Genomic DNA, 17,615 nt, shown 5'->3' with positions numbered 1-17,615 from the left:
GAATCCACTTTTCACGTCCGATGCTCTAGCCGCCTCCGCACACATGTGACGAACGACAGAGCTATGGAACCTTATGCGGAATTTCTGGCGGCCCTGAAGGCGGAAGGATTCGAGGGGGACCTCTCGGATGAACGCTCCGAGCGCCAGGTCCTGGCGACCGACAATTCGATCTATCAGGTCCTGCCCGACATCGTCGTCTTTCCGAGATCCGTTCAGGACCTGCAACGCATCGGCCGCCTTCTCGCCGAGCCCCGCTTCGACGACGTGGTGCTGCGCCCGCGCGGCGGCGGCACCGGCACCAACGGCCAGTCCCTCGGTCATGGCGTCGTGGTCGAGTTCTCGCGCCATCTTGCCGGGATCCTGGAGATCAACGTCGAGGAGCGCTGGGCACGGGTGCAGCCCGGCGTAATCAAGGACAGGCTCAACGAGGCGCTCCGGCCGCACGGCCTTTTCTTCGCGCCCGAGCTTTCGACCTCCAACCGCGCCACGATCGGCGGAATGATTTCGACCGATGCCTGCGGCCAGGGCTCCTGCCTCTACGGCAAGACGTCGAACCACGTTCTGGAGCTGAAGGCCGTTCTGGTGGGCGGCGAGGTTCTCGACACCAAGCCCCGCACGGCCCGGGAGATCGCCACCCTCGAAGGCCGCGAGGGCGACATCCTGCGCACCCTCGAGCGGGTCGCGCGCGACAATGCCGGGCTCATCGCGGAACGCTTCCCGAAGTTGAACCGTTCGCTCACGGGCTACGATCTGGCGCATCTGCGCGATGCGGACGGGCGCATCGATCCCCGCGCCGTTCTCTGCGGTTCCGAAGGCACCCTCGCGATGCTGGCCGAGGCCAGGATCAATCTCGTGCCGATCCCGAAGGTCTCGCGGCAGATCAACGTCTTCTATGACGATTTTCAGGCTGCCTTGAGGGATGCCCGGATCCTGGCTGGCCTTGGCGCCGCCGCCGTCGAGACCGTGGACAGCCGCGTGCTGGGTCTCGCTCAAGCCGATCCGGTGTGGGAATACGTCTCCCCATTCTTCCCCGACGCCGAGGCCAAGGGCGTGAACCTGGTCGAGTTTACGGGCGACGACGAGGCATCCGTCGAGGCGCAAATCCAGGCCGCCCTGGCCCGGCTGCGCGAACCGGCGGACGGGCGCCGCGGCCATACCCTCGCACGAGGGGACGACGTCGCCAGGATCACGGAGATGCGCAAGAAGGCCGTGGGCCTCCTCGGCCGCACCGCGGGCAAGCGGCGGCCGATGCCCTTCGTGGAGGATTGCGCCGTCCCGCCCGAGAACCTCGAGCCCTTCATTCGAGAATTCCGCGCGGTGCTCGACGAAGAGGGGCTGCAATACGGCATGTTCGGCCATGTCGATGCGGGCGTGCTGCATGTGCGCCCCGCCCTCGATCTCGTCGATCCGGCGGAGGAGCCGCTCGTGCGCCGCGTGACCGAGCGGGTCGAGGCGCTGGCGCGCCGATACGGCGGGCTTCTGTGGGGCGAGCACGGCAAGGGCGTGCGCTCGGAATTCGTGCCCAAGGTCTTCGGGCCGCTCTACCCGGCCCTGGAGGAGATCAAGCGCGCCTTCGATCCTGGCGACCAGTTGAACCCGGGCAAGATCGCCTCCGCCCGAGGGGCGGCGCTTCTCAAGATCGACGAAGTGCCCCTGCGCGGCGCGGCGGACCGGCAGATCCCGGAGGCGCAGCGCGCTCAATACGAGGGAGCGGTGTCGTGCAACGGCAACGGCGCCTGCTTCAATCAAGCGCATCACGAGGTCATGTGCCCGTCCTACAAGGCCACGAACGACCGTCGTAACTCGCCCAAGGGCCGCTCGGCCCTGGTGCGCGAGTGGCTGCGCCAGGGAGGCCCCGAGGGCCGCGCCGATCCCGGCTTCGAACGGGACGTCAAGGACGCCCTCGACGAGTGCCTCTCCTGCAAGGCCTGCGCGCGCGCCTGCCCGGTGCAGGTGGATGTGCCGCGCTTTCGCGCACAATTCATGGAAAGCTGGTACGCCCGCAATCCACGCCCCGCCCGCGATCATCTCCTCGGCCGCCTCGAGAGGCTTCTGCCATTCGCGTCGGCCTTTCCAAGGCTCGCCAACCTCGCCCTGAAGGGACCGTTCTCGCCGCTTCTCGAGATCCTCGGCCTGACCCATGTTCCGGCGCTGCCGAAAGCCCTCGGACGGAACGATCTGGCGGCCGCCGGACTGAAGCCGTTGAACCTTGCGGCTCTGCCGCGCCCCGACAGGGCCGTCGTGATCGTGCCGGATGCCTTCACGCGGTATTTCGAGCCCCACCTGGTGCTCGATCTGGCTTTCGTCGTCAGGGCCCTCGGCTTCGAACCCTACCTGTTGCCCTTCCGCCCGAATGGAAAGCCGCTGCATGTGCTCGGCCGCCTCAAGGCCTTCGAAAGACAGGCGCGCCGAACGGGCGCCAGCCTGCAAAGGCTCTCCAAGGACGGCTTCACGCTCGTCGGCATCGAGCCCGCCATGACTCTCGCCTATCGGGACGAATACCGGGACGTGATCCCCGAGGGCGTCCCGGTTCTGCTGCCGCAGCAATGGCTCGCCACGCAGACCGAAGCCCTGATCGCTTGCGCGGGGAACAAGGCGCGAGAGAGGCTCACCCTCATGCTGCATTGCACCGAGCGCACGCTCCACCCGGGCGGCAAGGGCGAATGGGTTTCGATCTTCGAGGCGCTCGGGCAAGAGATCTCGGTCCCGAACGCGGGCTGCTGCGGCATGGCGGGAACCTGGGGACACGAGGTGCGCAATGCCGGTACGTCAGCCAGGATTTTCGATCTCTCCTGGAGGCGGCACGTGGACGAAGCAGGCGGGGCGATCCTGGCAACCGGCTTTTCCTGCCGCTGCCAGAGCAGCCTTCTGGCGAAGGCCGAAGCGCTCCACCCCTTGCAGCGCATCCGGCATCTCATCGCGTGCTAGCGCATAGGGGGAGCATCGGATCCGATCCCAAAAGTGGATTCAACTTTTCACGTCCGATGCTTTAGCGGCCTTGCGCCGACGCGGCAGGCCGCTCTCGCGCCCTGGAGCGACGGCCCCAGAAGCCATCCTCGGCAAAGAGCGCGGCGATTCCCCTGTCGAGCCATCCCAGATCGTCGAGAAGGTCGAGGATCGTGAACCGCCGGCGGATCAGGCGGGCCCGCCGATACTCCGCCGCCAGTCTCTGCAAAGGCACCCCGAGATCCTCGGGATGGGTCGGCGCGCCGGCCTCCCGGAGCCAGCCTTCGACTTCGCCCGGCGAAACGCAGAAACGACGCAGGTCGTCCCGCAGGCTCGGCCAGGTCGCGCGAAGCGTGGAGAGCCGCCCGGCCCGTCTCGTGGCCTGCCCCAGCTTCGCGCGCATCTCCACGCGGGCGCTCTCGGCGATGGCTTGGTTCGGAAACGCCGCGGCGATTTCGGCCTCGATGCTGTCAGGCGAGGCCGCCCTGCCGGCCGCGCGGCGGACGACCTCGTCATCGATGTCCTGCGCCAGGAACCATTCGTAGAGCGCCAGGATCGCCACCGTTCCGATCCCGACACAGGCGCCATGTGCGGCCGGCTCACCCTGATGGGTCAGCCCTTCCATCTCCCAGACATGGGACATGAGATGCTCGGCGCCGCTCGCCGGACGGGAATTGCCGTGCGCCTGCATCGCGAACCCGGAGACGAGCAGACCGTCCATCAGTCCGCCGAGCGCCGCGGGATCCGCTCTGCCGATGTCGGCGGGCTTCGACAGCCACGCACGCACATTCTCCTGAACGAGCGCGAACGGCTCCTGGTTGAGCGGCTCCTCGCCAAGGGCATCGGCCAGCGTCCAATCGGCACCCGCGACGATCTTGCCGGCAAGGTCGCCGTAGCCCCAGCCGGCCATGCGGGACGGGGCCCTGGCGATCACGTCGAGATCCGCAACGATGCTGACGGGCGGAGCACAGGCGAGCGTGCGCTTGAACCCGTTGTCGAGCAGTGCGGCGCCCGAGGCCGCATAGCCGTCCATGGACGCCGCCGTGGCGACGCCGACATAGGCAACGCCCGCCAGCTCGGCGGCGTATTTGGTGAGATCGTTGACGACGCCGGACCCGACCGAGACCGGAATCACGCCCCGCTCCTTGATCGATCGCGCCATGTCGCGCGCGATATCGGCATTCGGCTTCAGGCGCGGTTTTCCTTCCAGGATGACCGGGGCCTCCGTGACGAGCCCTGCCTGCTCCAGGATGGAGAGCGCATCGCGCCCGGCCGCCGCCATCGTGTTCTGGTCGGCGACAATCATGGGCGGCCGGTCTCCGGCGACCCTGACGGCGTCCGGCAGCGCGGCCAGAGCGGACGGAGCGACCCGCACGAAGCGCGTCGTTGCCGCCGTCCGGATCGCGTCGCCGAGAACCTGCGCCTGATCTGTCATGGCTTCCTCACTGACGATACATTTGAATAATGTGTATTACATATGTATACCACTGGCAACGGCCCGACACTGCTTCCACCGCTCTCGCAGAGGGTTTAGAGAATGACCGAGCCAAGACCGTCGCAGGCCGAACACTCCGGGACCTGCCGCCACATGAGGGAGGCTGCTGAAGCCCTGAGCCCATGATCAATTCGGCAGACAATTCTCTCGAGACCCGCGTCGCATGGCTCTATTTCATGGAAGGGCTGACGCAGGCCGAGATCGCGGAAAAACTCGGCATGACCCGGTTGCGCGTGAACCGGATGCTGGTGGACGCCCGCGCGAGCGGCCTCGTGAACATCACCCTCAATTCGCAATTCGCGACCTGTGTCGAACTCGAGCAATTCCTCGTTCGCGAATTCGGCCTGAAGGACGCCGTCATCGTCCCGACGCCCGGCGACCCCGATCTCGTGCCTGTCCTGATCGGGCAGGCCACGGGCGAGTATCTGTCGAGCCTTCTTGAGACGAACCGGGTCACGGGCCTGGGATTGGGCTGGGGCGCAACGCTTCGGGAAACCATCCGCAAGACGCGCGCCGGACGCTACCCGGACCTGTGCGTCAACTCGATGATGGGCGGCCTGACGCATGGGCTGGAACTCAACACCTTCGAGACCGCGAGCAGCTTGGCCAACCTCCTGAATGCCGAATGCCAATATCTGGCCGCGCCCATCTACGCGGGAAGCCCCCAGTCCCGCGACATCATTCTGGCGCAGGACGTGTTCCGCGAGACGTTCGAGCGCATCGCCACCAACGACGTCGCGGTGCTCAGCATCGGCGATCTGTCCCCCCGCTCGCTGTTGATCCGCTACGGCCTGCCGCGCGACGTGATCGTCGACGATCTCGCGGCGTGCGGCGCGGTCGGGGACATCCTGGGACAGTTCTATGATGCGGATGGACGGATGATCGATCATCCGCTGAACCGCCGCGCCATCGCTCTCCCGCTCGACGAGCTTTCGCGGATCCCCACCGTCATTCTCGCATCCGGCGGGAAGAACAAGACGGAAGCCATCGCGGGAGCCCTGAAGGCGCGCTTCGCCTCGGTGATCGTCTGCGACGAGGAGACGGCCAGAGGCGCCTGCGCTCTGGTCGGCGCCGGCAAGGCCTCTCGGGCGAAGCCGGAGCGGCGGCGCGGCGGGCGCTGACGCCGCTTCGCTCCTCAGATCCTCGAAGGTTTGCATGGCACATCCGCCGGCGCGGCCTGCCTCCCGGATAGACCCTGACAGGGCGAGCAACGCCCACGAGCGCTGCTTCATCGAGGCCGCGAAAAAGCCCTGGCGCCCATGGCCCCGTCCGGACGCCGGACATCGCATATTCAACGAACTATTCATTTGTAAATTTTGGAATGCATATGTATTCTGAATTCAAGAAGGTTTGAAGGTTCGCGAGATCGGCCGTTGCCGATCAGCCGAAAGAGCCGGTCGCGGACCCAGCAAGATCGAGAGGCACGTCGATGCCGTTCGAGCCTGGATCGGATGCGGGCCGGGCGCGGCGGATCGATTTGCGCTCTCTAAAACGTAGAGGGTGGACGCCATGACGCGCGTGCTTCAGATCTCCGACACCCATCTGAGTCCCACGAAGAGACACTTCGCGGCCAATTGGCCGGCGCTTCTGGCATGGGCGAGGGAGCAGCGGCCGGATCTGATCATCCATACCGGCGACGTGTCGGTCGACGGGGCGGATCAGGAGGAGGATCTGGCCTACTGCGCTTCGATCTTCAGGGATCTCCCGGCGCCCGTGCTGTCGGTGCCGGGAAACCACGATGTCGGCGAGGCCTATCATCCGCACCAGCCCGTCGACCGGGCACGGCTCGAGCGATGGCGCCGTCATTTCGGTGGCGACTGGTGGCTCCGGGACATGGAAAACTGGCGCTTGCTGGGTCTCAACGCGATGCTGTTCGGCTCGGACCTGCCCGACGAGGAGGAGCAGTTCGCCTGGCTTAGGAAGGCCATGGCCGACGCCCCGGGGCGCCGGATCGCCTGGTTCACGCACAAGCCGCTCTTTCTCGAAGGACCGGACGAGCCGGATACGGGCTACTGGTCGGTCAAACCCGGGCCGCGCAAGGCGCTTCTGGACCTCGCGCGTGAGTTCGACGTCGCGCTCATCGCGACGGGACATCTCCACAAATCCCACGATCTGCGCGCGGATGGCTGCCGCTACATCTGGGGTCCGTCCTCCGGCTTCGTCGTGGGACCCGAGATGCAGCCGCCGATGCCGGGAGAGTGCCGCCTCGGCGCGGTGACATACGACTTCGCGGATTCCGACGTGACGGCGACCCGCGAGGACGTGCCCGGGCTCACCACATACTGGATCGACGACGTGGTGCACGAGGTCTATCCGCCGCGGCAAGCGGCCTGACGACGTGCTGCCAGCGTAGAGGAGCCCGAGATGGCCCGAGTTGAATTGCGTGCCCTTGCCAAGTCCTTCGGGGCGGTTCCGGTCCTGAGCGGCGTCGACCTCGACATCGCCGACGGGGAGTTCCTGACGCTCATCGGTCCATCGGGATGCGGGAAGTCGACCCTCATCCGAATGATCGCCGGGCTCGAGCCGCAGACGTCGGGCTCCATGTCCATCGGCGGCGCGCCCATCGACCATCTTCGCCCGCACGAGAGGCGGGTCGCGATGGTGTTCCAGTCCTACGCCCTCTATCCGCATATGTCGGTGTTTTCCAACATCGCGCTTCCGCTGACGATGCAGCGCTTGTCGCTGTGGGAGCGGCTGCCGCTGATCAAGCATTTTTCGAGCCGCCGCCGGAGGATCATGCCCGAGATCGCGCGCGAGGTGCGCGCCATCGCCGAGCAGCTCCAGATCGAGCACCTGCTCGACCGACGGCCGGCGCGGCTCTCGGGAGGGCAGCGCCAGCGCGTCGCGCTCGGGCGCGCGATGGTGCGCCATCCCGACGTGTTTCTCATGGATGAGCCGCTCTCGAATCTCGACGCCAAGTTGCGCGTCCATATGCGGACAGAACTGGCGGAGCTTCATCAGCGGCTCAAGACGACGTTCATCTACGTGACCCACGATCAGGTCGAAGCGATGACCATGTCCGACCGCGTCGCCATGATGGATGCCGGACGCATCCTTCAGCTCGGCACCCCGACCGAACTCTACGAGCGGCCGGTCAACATCAAGGTCGCGTCCTTCATCGGAAGTCCCGCCATCAATCTCCTGAAAGCGAAGGTGGGCCCTGACGGCTGCATCGCGCTGATGGGCCGACGGCTTTCGCTCAAAACCGCACTGGCGCCGGGCGCGGACGTGACGCTCGGAATCAGGCCGGAGGCGGTGTCCCCGGCCGCGCCCGGGGAGGCGCGCCCCGGCCGCGCGTCGCTGCCGGCGAGGCTGCGCCGCAAGGAAAATCTCGGCTCGGAATTCATCCTCCATTTCGACGCCGCCGGGCCGGCATCGGTGGTCGCGCGCGTTCCCGCCGGTCCTGAGATTCAAGCCGTCAGCGGCGACGTCGAGCTGAGCTTCGACGTCGCTGCTTGCCATATCTTCGACGAGCGGGGCGAACGCGCCGAGCCTGACCCGTCGGACGGCAAGCCGCTCGCGCGTCCTCTCACGCTCGTCACGGGCGGAGGATCCGCGTGATGGCCGCGACAGCCGCATCCCCCATCGAGGCCGTGCCGCCGCGGGCCCGCGTCAACCGGCAGGCCCTGATCGAGAAGCTCGTCGGGATGGGATTCGCATTCCCGGCCTTCCTGCTTCTCCTCGTCATCACCATCACGCCGCTGATCGTTCTCTTCTATCTGAGCCTCACCGATTACGAACTCGGCGCGCTGGACGTCGCGAATGTCGGCCTCGGCAATTTCCAGAAGGCGATGTCGGATCCGGTCTTCAGGCGCTCTCTCTGGAACACGGTCCTTTACGTCTCCATCGTCCTGCCCGGCGCGGTCGGACTCGGTCTCCTGGTAGCGGTGCTCGTCCATGGCCGCAGGAGAACCCGCTCCTTCTACGAGGTGATCTATTTCCTGCCGGTGACCTCGACCTTGATCGCCATGGCGACGGTCTGGCAGGTCCTGCTCCATCCGCGGCTCGGACCCATCAATGCCTTTCTCCGCGAAATCGGCATCGGCGAGGTCGCCTTTCTCAGCGATCCGTCCCTTGCGCTGCCGACGCTCGCCGTCATCGGCATATGGCAGCTCGTGGGTTTCAACATGGTCCTGTTCCTGGCGGGCCTTTCGGCCATTCCGAAGGACCTCTACGAGGCCGCCGAGATCGACGGCTGCGCCAGCGGGATCGATCGCTTCCTCACGATCACCTGGCCGCTTCTCGGACCGACGACCATGTTCGTGATCGTCACGACCTCGATCACCGCCTTCAAGGTCTTCGACACGGTCGCGGTGATGACCCGCGGCGGGCCGGCCGGGGCATCCGAGGTGCTGCTCTACGCGGTCTATCTGGAAGGCTTCCAGTACTTCCACACGGCCTACGCGGCCGCGCTGACGATCATCTTTCTCGTCTTCATCCTCATCTTCTCCGTCATCCAGACCTTCGTTCTCGATCGCCGGGTGCATTACTGATGAGCACGCAGTTCCCGCTCCCCTCCGCCGCCCGGCCCTCACCCGGGCTCGCCCGCGCGCGACGCGCCCTCGGCCTCGTGCTCACGCACGGTTTCCTGCTGGCGGGCGCCGTGTTCATCCTGATGCCGTTCGTGTGGATGCTCGTCACATCGATCAAGCCCCCCGACGAGGTGTTCACCGCCACCTTCAGCCTGTGGCCGAAGCGGTTCTACGGCGTCGAGAACTATTCCTATGCCTTGACGGCGGCGCCGCTCCTCCGGTTCGCCCTGAACGGTGTGATCCTCTGCGGCGGCATCCTGGCCGTGCAGCTGCTCGTGGCCATTCCATGCGCCTATGCGCTGGCGAAGCTGCGTTTCCCCGGGCGCGACCTGCTCTTCGTCCTGGTGCTGCTCGGGCTTGCGATTCCCGTGCAGGTGCCGGCCCTGCCGCTCTATATCGGCCTGGCGAATCTCGGGCTTCTGGACACCTATTTCGCCATGATGGTGCCGTTCTTCCTGTCGGTCTTCGCCATTTTCCTTCTTCGTCAGTTCTTCAAGAGCTTTCCGGACGACATCATCCACGCGGCGCGCCTCGACGGGATGAGCGAGTTCGAGATCGTCTGGCGCATCGTGACGCCGAGCGCCTGGCCGGCCATCGCGGCCTTCTCGGTATTCTCGATCGTCGCGCATTGGAACGACCTCTACTGGCCGCTGATCGTCATCACCGACGCGGCTCTGGCTCCGCCCCCGCTCGGCATGATGTTCTTCGCCAATGCGGAGACCGGCTCGAACTATGGCGCGCTGACCGCGGCCGCCGCGATTTTGACCGCGCCCCTCGTCATCACGTTTCTCTTCGCCCGCCGTCAGTTCATTCAAGGCATCACGATGACGGGCGTCAAATAACGACTGCCGGTGCAACGGCAGCTTCCGACATCTGCACGACGGACCCTGGGAGGAGACAGCTTATGGGCTATTATTCGAAATTCACGGCGGCGCTCGCGGGCATGGCGCTCGCGGGCGGCGTGACCGCCACCCCGCTGCTGGCGGAAACGACGCTGGACGTTCTGTATCCCCAGCCTTCCTTCGCCAAGTTCCATGAGCCCATCGCTCAGGAATTCATGAAGCGTCATCCCGACATCAAGATCACCTTCCGGGCCCCCGTGGCGAACTATGACGAAGGCCACCAGGTCATGCTGCGGCAGGCGGTCACGAACCAGTTGCCGGATTTATACTTCTCCGGTTTCCACCTGCAGACCGAACTCGTCAACGCGCTCCTGAAGCGTAAGCAGATCACCGAGCTCGGGCCGCTGCTCGACGCCGAGCCGGCGGAATGGCGCAACGCCAACTACTCCGAGAAGGTCATCGATCTCGGCCGCGTCAACGGAAAGCTCTACGGCATGCCGGTCAATGCCTCGACGCCGCTGATGTATTTCAACGAGGAGCTCGTGACGAAGGCCGGCGGCGATCCGCGCAAGATGCCGGACACCTGGGAGGGCGTGATCGCGCTCGCGGCGAAGATCCGCGACGCCTCGCCGGGCGTAGCGGGCCTGTCCTACAACGTCCACGACTGGCCCGACGACTGGCTGTTCCGCGCCCTCATCCACCAGGGCGGTGCGAACATGCTCGACGAATCCGGCACGAAGGTCGCCTTCGGAGGCGAGCCGGGCCTGAAGGCGCTGACCACCATGCGCCGCTTCGTGACCGAGACGGGCATGCCGCTGATCGACTTCGACTCGTCGCGCCAGCAATTCACCGCCGGCCAGACGGGCATTCTCTTCGAGACCCCTGCCCGGCTGCGCCAGATCACGGACCTCATCGGCAACAAATTCACCCTCGGGACCGCGGTCTTCCCCGTCGACGACAAGGCGAAGGGCGGCCTGCCCACCGGCGGCAGCTCGGCGGTCATCACGGCGCGGGATCCGGCCAAGCAGAAGGCCGCGTGGGAATACGTCAAGTTCATGACCGGCCCGGAGGCACAGAAGATCGTGGTGGAAATCACAGGCTATCTCCCGACGAACCGGCGCGCGTCGGGTCCTGAATTCCTCGGGCCGTATTACGATGCCAATCCGAACTTCAAGACCATCACCTACCAGACGGACCGCTCGGTCCCCTGGCAGGGTTATCCGGGCGGCAGCTCGGTGCGGATCTGGCGCCTGCAGCGCGACATCATCAACGGCGTCATGCGGGGCGAGACCTCCCCCGAAGCGGGCCTGGATAAGCTTACCAAGGAAACGACCGCGCTGATGCAGTAACATAGGCGACATCCTGAAGGGCGCGGTCATCGGGCCGTGCCCTTCGTTTTGCGAAACACGAAGGCAGAGAAGCTCGATGAATTCCCCTCGACCGGCGCGCCGCCCTGCGGCCGTTCTCTTCGATTGCGACGGCGTGCTGGCCGACAGCGAACCCCTCGTGAACCGGGTGATCGCGGCGGACCTGACGCTCCGGGGCTGGCCCATGACGCCGGACGCGGCGGGGCGCACCTTTCTCGGAACCGCGCTGCCCGACATGGTGCCGCGGATCGAGGCGGTTGTCGGGGCATTGCCGGCGGACTGGATGACCCTGATCTCGCACCGCGTGGCCGCGGTCATGAAGGAGGAGGTCGAGCCCGTCTCGGGGGCCCCGGAAGCGCTTCAGGCCCTTGCGTCGTGCGGAGTTCCGATTGCCGTCGCGTCCAACTCGACCCGCCTGGAGCTTGAGACGAAGCTGCATCGCCTCGGCTTCACGAGCCTGTTTTCAGGGCGCGTCCTCTCCTTCGAGGACGTGCCGCGGCCCAAGCCCTGGCCGGACATCTATCTCGCCGCGGCGCTGGCCTGTGCGGCCACCCCTGAGGATTGCGTGGTCGTCGAAGACAGCCTGCCCGGCGTGCGCGCCGGAATAGCCGCAGGCTGCCGGGTGCTCGGCTTCGCCAAGGAGCTCGCTTGCGAGCAGCTCGAGGCGGAAGGCGCGCATCCCTTCACGGATATGAGCCAGCTTCCGGTTCTCCTGGGGCTCGGGAGCGACTGACGGGCCGTGCCCCCTCGTCGGTCCCGCCCGACCGGGACGGAAGCCTCGCGACCTAATCCTTCGAAAGGGCGTTGCGGTAGTCGCTGACGAGCTTCTGGAAATTGGCCGCCTCTTCGGCCACCCTCGGCTCTCTCTCAAGCACGGGTCGCGAAGCCCCCTCGTCGGCGGCTTGCCTCCATTCCTCGTTCGCGTGCGCCACGGCCTGCGCGAAGCGCGCCGGAAGGGTGAGTTCCCTGTCCATGACGGAGCGGAGATCGGCGGCATCGATGCCCGGGAACCCTTCGCCCGAACGGTCCGGAAGATGAGACGCGTTCGAAGGACCGGCGCCCCCGACGACCTGCGCGAGGTCCTCGTCGGTCAGCGTCGTCGGTGAATTGTCCCGTGTCATGATCCTGCTCCCCGGAAAGCCGTGTCCTTTTATAGCAAGGCTGCCGGCCGGCGCCAGATAGGAAATTATGGCTCGCGAGACGAGCGGGCGACAGGCCGCTCCGTCCGGGCCGGGATCACCGCGCTCACGATCCTTTCCGCGCGATCGCCTCCGCCAGAGCCAGCGTCCTTTGCGCCATATCCGCATGCAGCCGTTCGACCATGCGGCCGTTATGGCTGACGGCGCCCCTGCCGGCATTCTCCGGCGTTTCAAACAGGGCCACGATTTCGCGCGCGGTCTCGACCTCCTCGGGCGACGGCGCGAAGACCTCGTTTGCCGCCGCGATCTGGCCGGGATGAATCACCGTCTTGCCATCGAAGCCGCAATCGCGTCCCTCGATGCATTCCGCCCGCAGGCCCGCCTCGTCCGACAGGGTGTTGTAGACGCCGTCGAGGATATCGAGGCCGTAGGCGCGCGCCGCCGCAAGCGCCGTCATGAGCCAGGGCAGCATCGTCGCGCGTCCGGGGTTGAGGCGCGCGCGGGTGTCCTTGGCGAGATCGTTCGTGCCCATGACGAAACAGGCGAGACGCGACCGGCCGTTTCGCGCCGCCGCCGCGATCGCCTGCGCCTGCAGGATCGCGAGCGGCGTCTCGATCATGGCCCAGATGCGGACTCTTTCGGACGCGCCGAGGGCATCGAGACGCCGGCCCGCCTCCAGCACGTCCTCGGGCGAGGAGACTTTCGGAAGCAGGACCGCATCGGGTGCGGCCCCGGCGGCGGCGGCGAGATCCGCCTCGCCCCAGGGCGTCTGAAGGCCGTTGACGCGGATCACGAGTTCCCGCGATCCGTAGCCGCCCGCCGTCACGGCGGCGCAAACCGCTTCTCGCGCCTGCGCCTTCAGGTCGGGCGCGACCGCATCCTCGAGGTCGAAGATCACGATATCGGCGGCAAGCGCCTTGGCCTTCTCGACGGCGCGGGCATTCGAGCCCGGCATGTAGAGGGCGCTGCGGCGGGGACGGATCGCGATCATGATGGTTCCTCGTTGCGCAAACGGTTGTAATCAGGTGCGCGGGTGGACGCAAAGGGAGAGCAGGCGATGTGGGTCGCGGGCGTGGATGGCTGCCGGGCCGGATGGATCGCGGCGTTCATGCAGGTGGGCCGTCCCGCCTCGGCCCGGATCGCCGTCGCGCCCGATCTCGCCGCCATCGTCGACGCGCCGGAGCGGCCCGCCGTGATCGCCGTCGACATGCCCATCGGCCTGCCCGAGGACACGAAAGGGTCGGGCCGGATCCCGGAACAGCTCATCCGCCCGCTCCTCGGGCAGCGGCAATCCTCGGTCTTCGCCATTCCCTCGCGGCGGGCGGTCTATGCGGAGGATTACGGCGAAGCCTGCGCCCTGGCGCTCGCCACATCCGATCCGCCGCGAAAGGTCTCGCGGCAGGGTTTCGGCATCTTTCCCAAGATCCGCGAGATCGACGCGCTGCTGCGGACCAGGCCCGTCCTGGCGGAGACGATCTTCGAGGTGCATCCCGAACTCGTCTTCTGGGCCCTGAACGGACGAAGGGCCCTCGACCAGCCCAAGAAGGTGAAGGGCGTCCCCTTCGCGCCCGGCCTGGGCCTGCGCCGCTCGCTGCTGGCGCTGTCCGGCCTCCTGGACAAGGCACTCGTCGATGCGCCCCCGCCGAGGGGCGCCGCGGCCGACGACCTGCTCGACGCATTGGCGGGGTTGACCGTGGCGCTCGATCTCGCGACAGGTGGAGGGCGATCCTTTCCCGATCCGCCCGACCGTGACGCCCACGGCCTGCCGGTCGCCATCTGGACGCTCAGGGACCCGCCATGACCATCACCCGCGCCGATATCGAAGAAGCCCATGCCCGCATCGCCCCCCATATCCGCCGCACCCCGCTCCTCAATGTGCCGGGCGCCTTCGGACATGACGGACCGGTGAGCCTGAAACTGGAGTTTCTGCAGCATGCGGGCTCCTTCAAGACCCGCGGCGCCTTCAACACGCTTCTGTCGATGCCGATTCCGGCCGCCGGGGTCGCGGCGGCCTCCGGCGGCAATCACGGCGCCGCGGTGGCCTATGCGGCACGCCGGCTCGGCGTGGCGGCCCGCATCTTCGTTCCCGAGATCTCGAGCCCGGCGAAGATCGCCGTGATCCGCTCCCACGGGGCGGAGGTGGTGATCGGCGGCGCCCGTTACGCCGATGCGCAGGATGCCTGCGACCGCTACGTCGCCGAGAGCGGCGCCCTTCGCGTCCACCCCTTCGCGGCCGAGAGCACCATGACGGGCCAAGGCACGGTGGGCCTCGAATGGGAGCAGGACGGCCCCGCCCTCGACACGGTTCTGGTGGCGGTCGGCGGGGGCGGTCTCATCGGCGGCATCGCGAGCTGGTGGGCGGACCGCGTGAAGGTGGTGGGCGTGGAGCCGGAGGGCTCGCGCGCGCTCCATGCCGCCCTGCAGGCGGGCGGGCCCGTCGACGTGGAGGTCGATTCGGTGGCGGCCGATTCGCTCGGAGCCCGCAACACGGGCGATCTCGTCCATGGGATCTGCAGCCGGACGGTGGACCATGTGGCGCTCGTCGCCGACGAGGCCATCCGCGATGCGCAGCGGGTTCTCTGGCGCGACTACCGCATCGCCGCGGAACCCGGCGGCGGTGCCGCACTGGCGGCATTGATCTCGGGGGCCTATAAACCCCGGGCCGGCGAGCGGATCGGGATTCTCCTGTGCGGAGCCAATGTCGAACTCGCCAGGCTCGCCGAACTGACCCACTAACAGCCAAGGAACTGCCCATGTTTCCCCAGCGCCTCACCGACGGCTACCGCTCCTTTCTCGACGACCGCTTTCCGCGAGAGAAGGGGCGTTTCGAGGCTCTCGCGGAAAAGGGGCAGTCGCCGGAGACCATGGTGATCGGCTGCTGCGACAGCCGGGTCTCGCCGGAGGTGATCTTCGACGCGAGCCCGGGCGAGCTGTTCGTCGTGCGCAACGTGGCGAACCTCGTGCCGCCTTTCGAGACCGGAGGCGACTTTCACGGAACCTCGGCGGCGCTGGAATTCGCCGTGCAGGCGCTTCGCGTGAAACACATCGTGGTGCTCGGCCATGCCCGGTGCGGCGGCGTGCGTGCCTTCGCGGACGACACCGCCCCCCTGTCGCCGGGCGATTTCATCGGCCGGTGGATGTCCCTGATCAAGCCCGCGGGTGAACGCCTCGGCCCCCCTCCCGGCAAGCTCGACGAGTACCTGCCGCGCCTCGAACTGGCCGCCGTCGAGAACAGCCTGACGAATCTGATGACCTTCCCCTGCGTGCGCATTCTGGTGGAGCGCGGGAAGCTTCAGCTTCACGGCGCCTATTTCGGCGTGGCCACGGGCGTCCTGCTGGTGCGCGATCCCGAAACCGGAGAGTTCAAGCCCGCCGTGGAGGACGTTCCCGCACGCGTGTCGATGTTCTCCGCCAGGGATGCGGGGCCGCGCTAGGGCCAATCCACATTCAGGATTCACACGAGCGAAGAAAGCTGACTCACTGGGTTGCAGGTGGTTTGATTCGGAGCCGGACGATGGGTGTGAAGCGATACGAACTGAGCGAAGCCCAGTGGCGGCGCATCGCCCCCCTGCTGCCGGGCAAGGTGGGCGACCCCGGCCGCAGCGGGGCGGATAACCGCCTGTTCGTCAACGGCGTCTTGTGGGTGCTGCGCTCTGGAGCATTCTGGCAGCATCTGCCCGAGCGCTACGGCAAATGGAAGAGCGTCCACGCCCGCTTTACCCGCTGGACCAAGGCCGGGGTCTGGGAGCAGGTGTTTGCCGAGCTGATCAAGGATCGCGACAATCACTATCTCATGCTCGACACCACCCTGGTGCGCGTCCATCAGCAGGCCGCCGCCGGAAAAGGGGGGCCGCCACTCAGGCGCTGGGGCGTTCCCGCGGGGGTCTGACCACCAAGATCCACATGATCTGTGACGGCCTCGGCCGACCGCTGCGCTTCCTGCTGAGCGCCGGCCAGCGCCACGACTGCCTCGGCGCCAAGGCGCTGCTCGACGGCTTCCAGGCCCGGTCCGTCCTGGCCGATCGGGCCTATGACACCAACGAGCTGCGCCAGACCATCGCGGCGATGGGCGCCGAGGCGGTCATTCCCTCAAGCCGATCGCGCAAGCAGCCGATTGCCCATGACGCCACCGCCTACAAACTGCGCAATCGGATCGAACGCTGCTTCAACAAGCTCAAGCACTGCCGACGCTTTGCAACCCGGTACGACCGGCGCGCCTGCCACTTCCTCGCCTTCATCCACCTCGCCGCCATCATGCTCTGGCTGTGCTGAATGTGGATTCGTCCTAGAGCATCGGACCCAAAAGTGGATTTGCACTTTTGGGATCGATCCGATGCTCCCTTCTTGGAAAGAGCGCATCGTTTGTGCGAAAAACCGGGGCCACTTTTTCGCACGATGCGCTGACGGCCCGTTTTTTCAACAGCGCGTGACAAGCGGTCGCCGCGGCGGCCGCCACGGAACGATCGGTTCCGCCCCGGGTTCACCGACACCACGGAGATCGTGTCGGGAGTCGATCCGTGTCGCGTCGCGGCAGGACTCATTCGGGCACCTGTGCCATCGCCGTCGCCAGTCTCGCCTGCGGATTGCATGCCGCATCGCTGCCACTGGGCGCGCAGCCTTTGCCCTCAGCCGCCGATCAGCCGCAGGCCGATCCCGGCATCGAGTTCCAGGAGCGGTTCTCTCCCGGCATCCGGGCTCAGCCGGTCTTCACCCGCCCCGACATCCAGGCACTGATCGCCTCGCTGCCGCCTTCGGCATCGGCAGGAGCTCCGGGTCCGACCTCAGGCCCTCCTGCCGCCCTTGCGGCCGTTCCGGAGACGCAGGCGGAGCCCGAGATCCCGCCGCCGCCCTACCCTCCCGATATCGCCGTTTCGTCGATCAGCCCGCCGCGCGAAACCGCGAAGGCGGCACCCCGCCCGGCTCCGGCGCATGTGTCAAGGAACGTGTCGAGGAAGACGCCGAAGAACCCGGCCGCGAAGCACGGCGCCCGGCAGGGCGCGGTGAAACGACAGGCGCGACACGTGGCCGCCACCGCATCGATCCGCACCGGAGCCGGGGCAGTCTCTCGCGCGGCGCCGCCGGCCGCCGCTTGCCCTAACGGGCTCCCGTGCGCCACGGAGCAGCAGACCTTCGGGATCTTCTTCGGTTTCCTCGCGGGCGCCCTCCTCGGAGGACCTTTCGGCGCCCTTGTCGGGGGAGCGATGGGAGCAGCGGCCACGGCCGAGCCTTCTCAGGGAACGAGCCCGGGCCGTGCAGCAAGGCCATAGCCGCAAGGTGGCCGCCCGGAGACGCTG

At 67.0% G+C, this 17,615-nt stretch carries 16 protein-coding genes; 13 read left to right on the top strand and 3 right to left on the bottom strand.

Features of this window, described 5'->3' with window-relative positions:
* The first annotated feature begins 63 nt into the window (after positions 1–63).
* Complete coding sequence (locus RE429_RS01600) at positions 64–2,928, top strand: FAD-binding and (Fe-S)-binding domain-containing protein (protein WP_414472656.1); 2,865 nt, start codon at positions 64–66, stop codon at positions 2,926–2,928.
* A gap of 61 nt (positions 2,929–2,989) precedes the next feature.
* Here the strand turns inward: RE429_RS01600 and RE429_RS01595 are convergent, their stop codons facing one another.
* Positions 2,990–4,381, bottom strand: coding sequence for a sn-glycerol-1-phosphate dehydrogenase (locus RE429_RS01595; RefSeq protein WP_414472655.1), 1,392 nt, complete (start codon positions 4,379–4,381; stop codon positions 2,990–2,992).
* Positions 4,382–4,563: 182 nt separating this feature from the next.
* Here RE429_RS01595 and RE429_RS01590 point away from each other — a divergent pair, with 182 nt between their 5' ends.
* The 7 genes from RE429_RS01590 (at position 4,564) to RE429_RS01560 (ending at position 11,915) form a co-directional block, all read left to right on the top strand.
* Positions 4,564–5,562 (top strand): sugar-binding transcriptional regulator, encoded by a 999-nt coding sequence (locus RE429_RS01590; protein ID WP_414472654.1) that lies wholly within the window; start codon positions 4,564–4,566, stop codon positions 5,560–5,562.
* Positions 5,563–5,950: 388 nt separating this feature from the next.
* On the top strand, positions 5,951–6,775 hold the full coding sequence (locus tag RE429_RS01585; RefSeq protein ID WP_414472653.1) for a metallophosphoesterase family protein: 825 nt from the start codon (positions 5,951–5,953) through the stop codon (positions 6,773–6,775).
* Between the two features lie 30 nt (positions 6,776–6,805).
* The gene (locus RE429_RS01580; protein WP_414472652.1) at positions 6,806–8,002 is read left to right on the top strand and encodes an ABC transporter ATP-binding protein; all 1,197 of its coding nucleotides are present in this window, start codon (positions 6,806–6,808) and stop codon (positions 8,000–8,002) included.
* Positions 8,002–8,934 carry a carbohydrate ABC transporter permease gene (locus RE429_RS01575; RefSeq protein ID WP_414472651.1) on the top strand — a complete coding sequence of 311 codons (933 nt, stop codon included), beginning with the start codon at positions 8,002–8,004 and terminating at the stop codon, positions 8,932–8,934. The genes RE429_RS01580 and RE429_RS01575 overlap by 1 nt, the downstream gene beginning before the upstream one ends.
* Positions 8,934–9,815 (top strand): carbohydrate ABC transporter permease, encoded by an 882-nt coding sequence (locus RE429_RS01570; RefSeq protein ID WP_414472650.1) that lies wholly within the window; start codon positions 8,934–8,936, stop codon positions 9,813–9,815. The genes RE429_RS01575 and RE429_RS01570 overlap by 1 nt, the downstream gene beginning before the upstream one ends.
* Positions 9,816–9,877: 62 nt before the next feature.
* Positions 9,878–11,164 (top strand): ABC transporter substrate-binding protein, encoded by a 1,287-nt coding sequence (locus RE429_RS01565; RefSeq protein WP_414472649.1) that lies wholly within the window; start codon positions 9,878–9,880, stop codon positions 11,162–11,164.
* Between the two features lie 76 nt (positions 11,165–11,240).
* Complete coding sequence (locus RE429_RS01560; RefSeq protein WP_414472648.1) at positions 11,241–11,915, top strand: HAD family hydrolase; 675 nt, start codon at positions 11,241–11,243, stop codon at positions 11,913–11,915.
* Positions 11,916–11,967: 52 nt separating this feature from the next.
* Here RE429_RS01560 and RE429_RS01555 read toward each other — a convergent pair whose 3' ends face one another.
* Positions 11,968–12,303, bottom strand: coding sequence for a hypothetical protein (locus tag RE429_RS01555; RefSeq protein ID WP_414472647.1), 336 nt, complete (start codon positions 12,301–12,303; stop codon positions 11,968–11,970).
* Positions 12,304–12,427: 124 nt separating this feature from the next.
* Positions 12,428–13,312 carry an HpcH/HpaI aldolase/citrate lyase family protein gene (locus RE429_RS01550; RefSeq protein ID WP_414472646.1) on the bottom strand — a complete coding sequence of 295 codons (885 nt, stop codon included), beginning with the start codon at positions 13,310–13,312 and terminating at the stop codon, positions 12,428–12,430.
* Between the two features lie 42 nt (positions 13,313–13,354).
* Here RE429_RS01550 and RE429_RS01545 point away from each other — a divergent pair, with 42 nt between their 5' ends.
* From RE429_RS01545 to RE429_RS01525, 5 genes are all read left to right on the top strand, one after another.
* Positions 13,355–14,122, top strand: coding sequence for a DUF429 domain-containing protein (locus RE429_RS01545; protein WP_414472645.1), 768 nt, complete (start codon positions 13,355–13,357; stop codon positions 14,120–14,122).
* Positions 14,119–15,057: a threonine/serine dehydratase gene (locus RE429_RS01540; RefSeq protein WP_414472644.1), complete on the top strand. Its 939-nt coding sequence runs from the start codon at positions 14,119–14,121 to the stop codon at positions 15,055–15,057. The genes RE429_RS01545 and RE429_RS01540 overlap by 4 nt, the downstream gene beginning before the upstream one ends.
* A 17-nt stretch (positions 15,058–15,074) precedes the next feature.
* Entirely contained in the window at positions 15,075–15,755 is a 681-nt protein-coding gene (locus tag RE429_RS01535; protein ID WP_414472643.1) for a carbonic anhydrase, read from the top strand.
* A gap of 80 nt (positions 15,756–15,835) precedes the next feature.
* Positions 15,836–16,593, top strand: a protein-coding gene (locus tag RE429_RS01530) for an IS5 family transposase (RefSeq protein ID WP_414471476.1) whose coding sequence is annotated in 2 segments (ribosomal slippage) — positions 15,836–16,172 and positions 16,172–16,593 — 759 coding nt in all. Because the reading frame shifts where the segments join, the coding sequence is not laid out codon by codon here.
* A 245-nt stretch (positions 16,594–16,838) separates the two neighbouring features.
* Positions 16,839–17,588: a hypothetical protein gene (locus RE429_RS01525; RefSeq protein WP_414472642.1), complete on the top strand. Its 750-nt coding sequence runs from the start codon at positions 16,839–16,841 to the stop codon at positions 17,586–17,588.
* Positions 17,589–17,615: the final 27 nt, after the last annotated feature.

The organism is Microvirga sp. M2 (genome assembly GCF_047497095.1).
In the GTDB taxonomy this organism is placed as follows: Bacteria; Pseudomonadota; Alphaproteobacteria; order Rhizobiales; family Beijerinckiaceae; genus Microvirga.
Note: the sequence above shows the minus strand (reverse complement) of the source record. Positions and strands in the feature narration are given on the sequence as shown.

Bases quoted from the DNA above. Each gene is read 5' to 3' on its own strand.
- RE429_RS01540 (WP_414472644.1), top strand. From the start codon at position 14,119: ATGACCATCACCCGCGCCGATATCGAAGAAGCCCATGCCCGCATCGCC.
- RE429_RS01590 (WP_414472654.1), top strand. From the start codon at position 4,564: ATGATCAATTCGGCAGACAATTCTCTCGAGACCCGCGTCGCATGGCTC.
- RE429_RS01595 (WP_414472655.1), bottom strand. From the start codon at position 4,381: ATGACAGATCAGGCGCAGGTTCTCGGCGACGCGATCCGGACGGCGGCA.
- RE429_RS01560 (WP_414472648.1), top strand. From the start codon at position 11,241: ATGAATTCCCCTCGACCGGCGCGCCGCCCTGCGGCCGTTCTCTTCGAT.
- RE429_RS01535 (WP_414472643.1), top strand. From the start codon at position 15,075: ATGTTTCCCCAGCGCCTCACCGACGGCTACCGCTCCTTTCTCGACGAC.
- RE429_RS01565 (WP_414472649.1), top strand. From the start codon at position 9,878: ATGGGCTATTATTCGAAATTCACGGCGGCGCTCGCGGGCATGGCGCTC.
- RE429_RS01550 (WP_414472646.1), bottom strand. From the start codon at position 13,312: ATGATCGCGATCCGTCCCCGCCGCAGCGCCCTCTACATGCCGGGCTCG.
- RE429_RS01570 (WP_414472650.1), top strand. From the start codon at position 8,934: ATGAGCACGCAGTTCCCGCTCCCCTCCGCCGCCCGGCCCTCACCCGGG.
- RE429_RS01575 (WP_414472651.1), top strand. From the start codon at position 8,002: ATGGCCGCGACAGCCGCATCCCCCATCGAGGCCGTGCCGCCGCGGGCC.
- RE429_RS01555 (WP_414472647.1), bottom strand. From the start codon at position 12,303: ATGACACGGGACAATTCACCGACGACGCTGACCGACGAGGACCTCGCG.
- RE429_RS01585 (WP_414472653.1), top strand. From the start codon at position 5,951: ATGACGCGCGTGCTTCAGATCTCCGACACCCATCTGAGTCCCACGAAG.
- RE429_RS01600 (WP_414472656.1), top strand. From the start codon at position 64: ATGGAACCTTATGCGGAATTTCTGGCGGCCCTGAAGGCGGAAGGATTC.
- RE429_RS01580 (WP_414472652.1), top strand. From the start codon at position 6,806: ATGGCCCGAGTTGAATTGCGTGCCCTTGCCAAGTCCTTCGGGGCGGTT.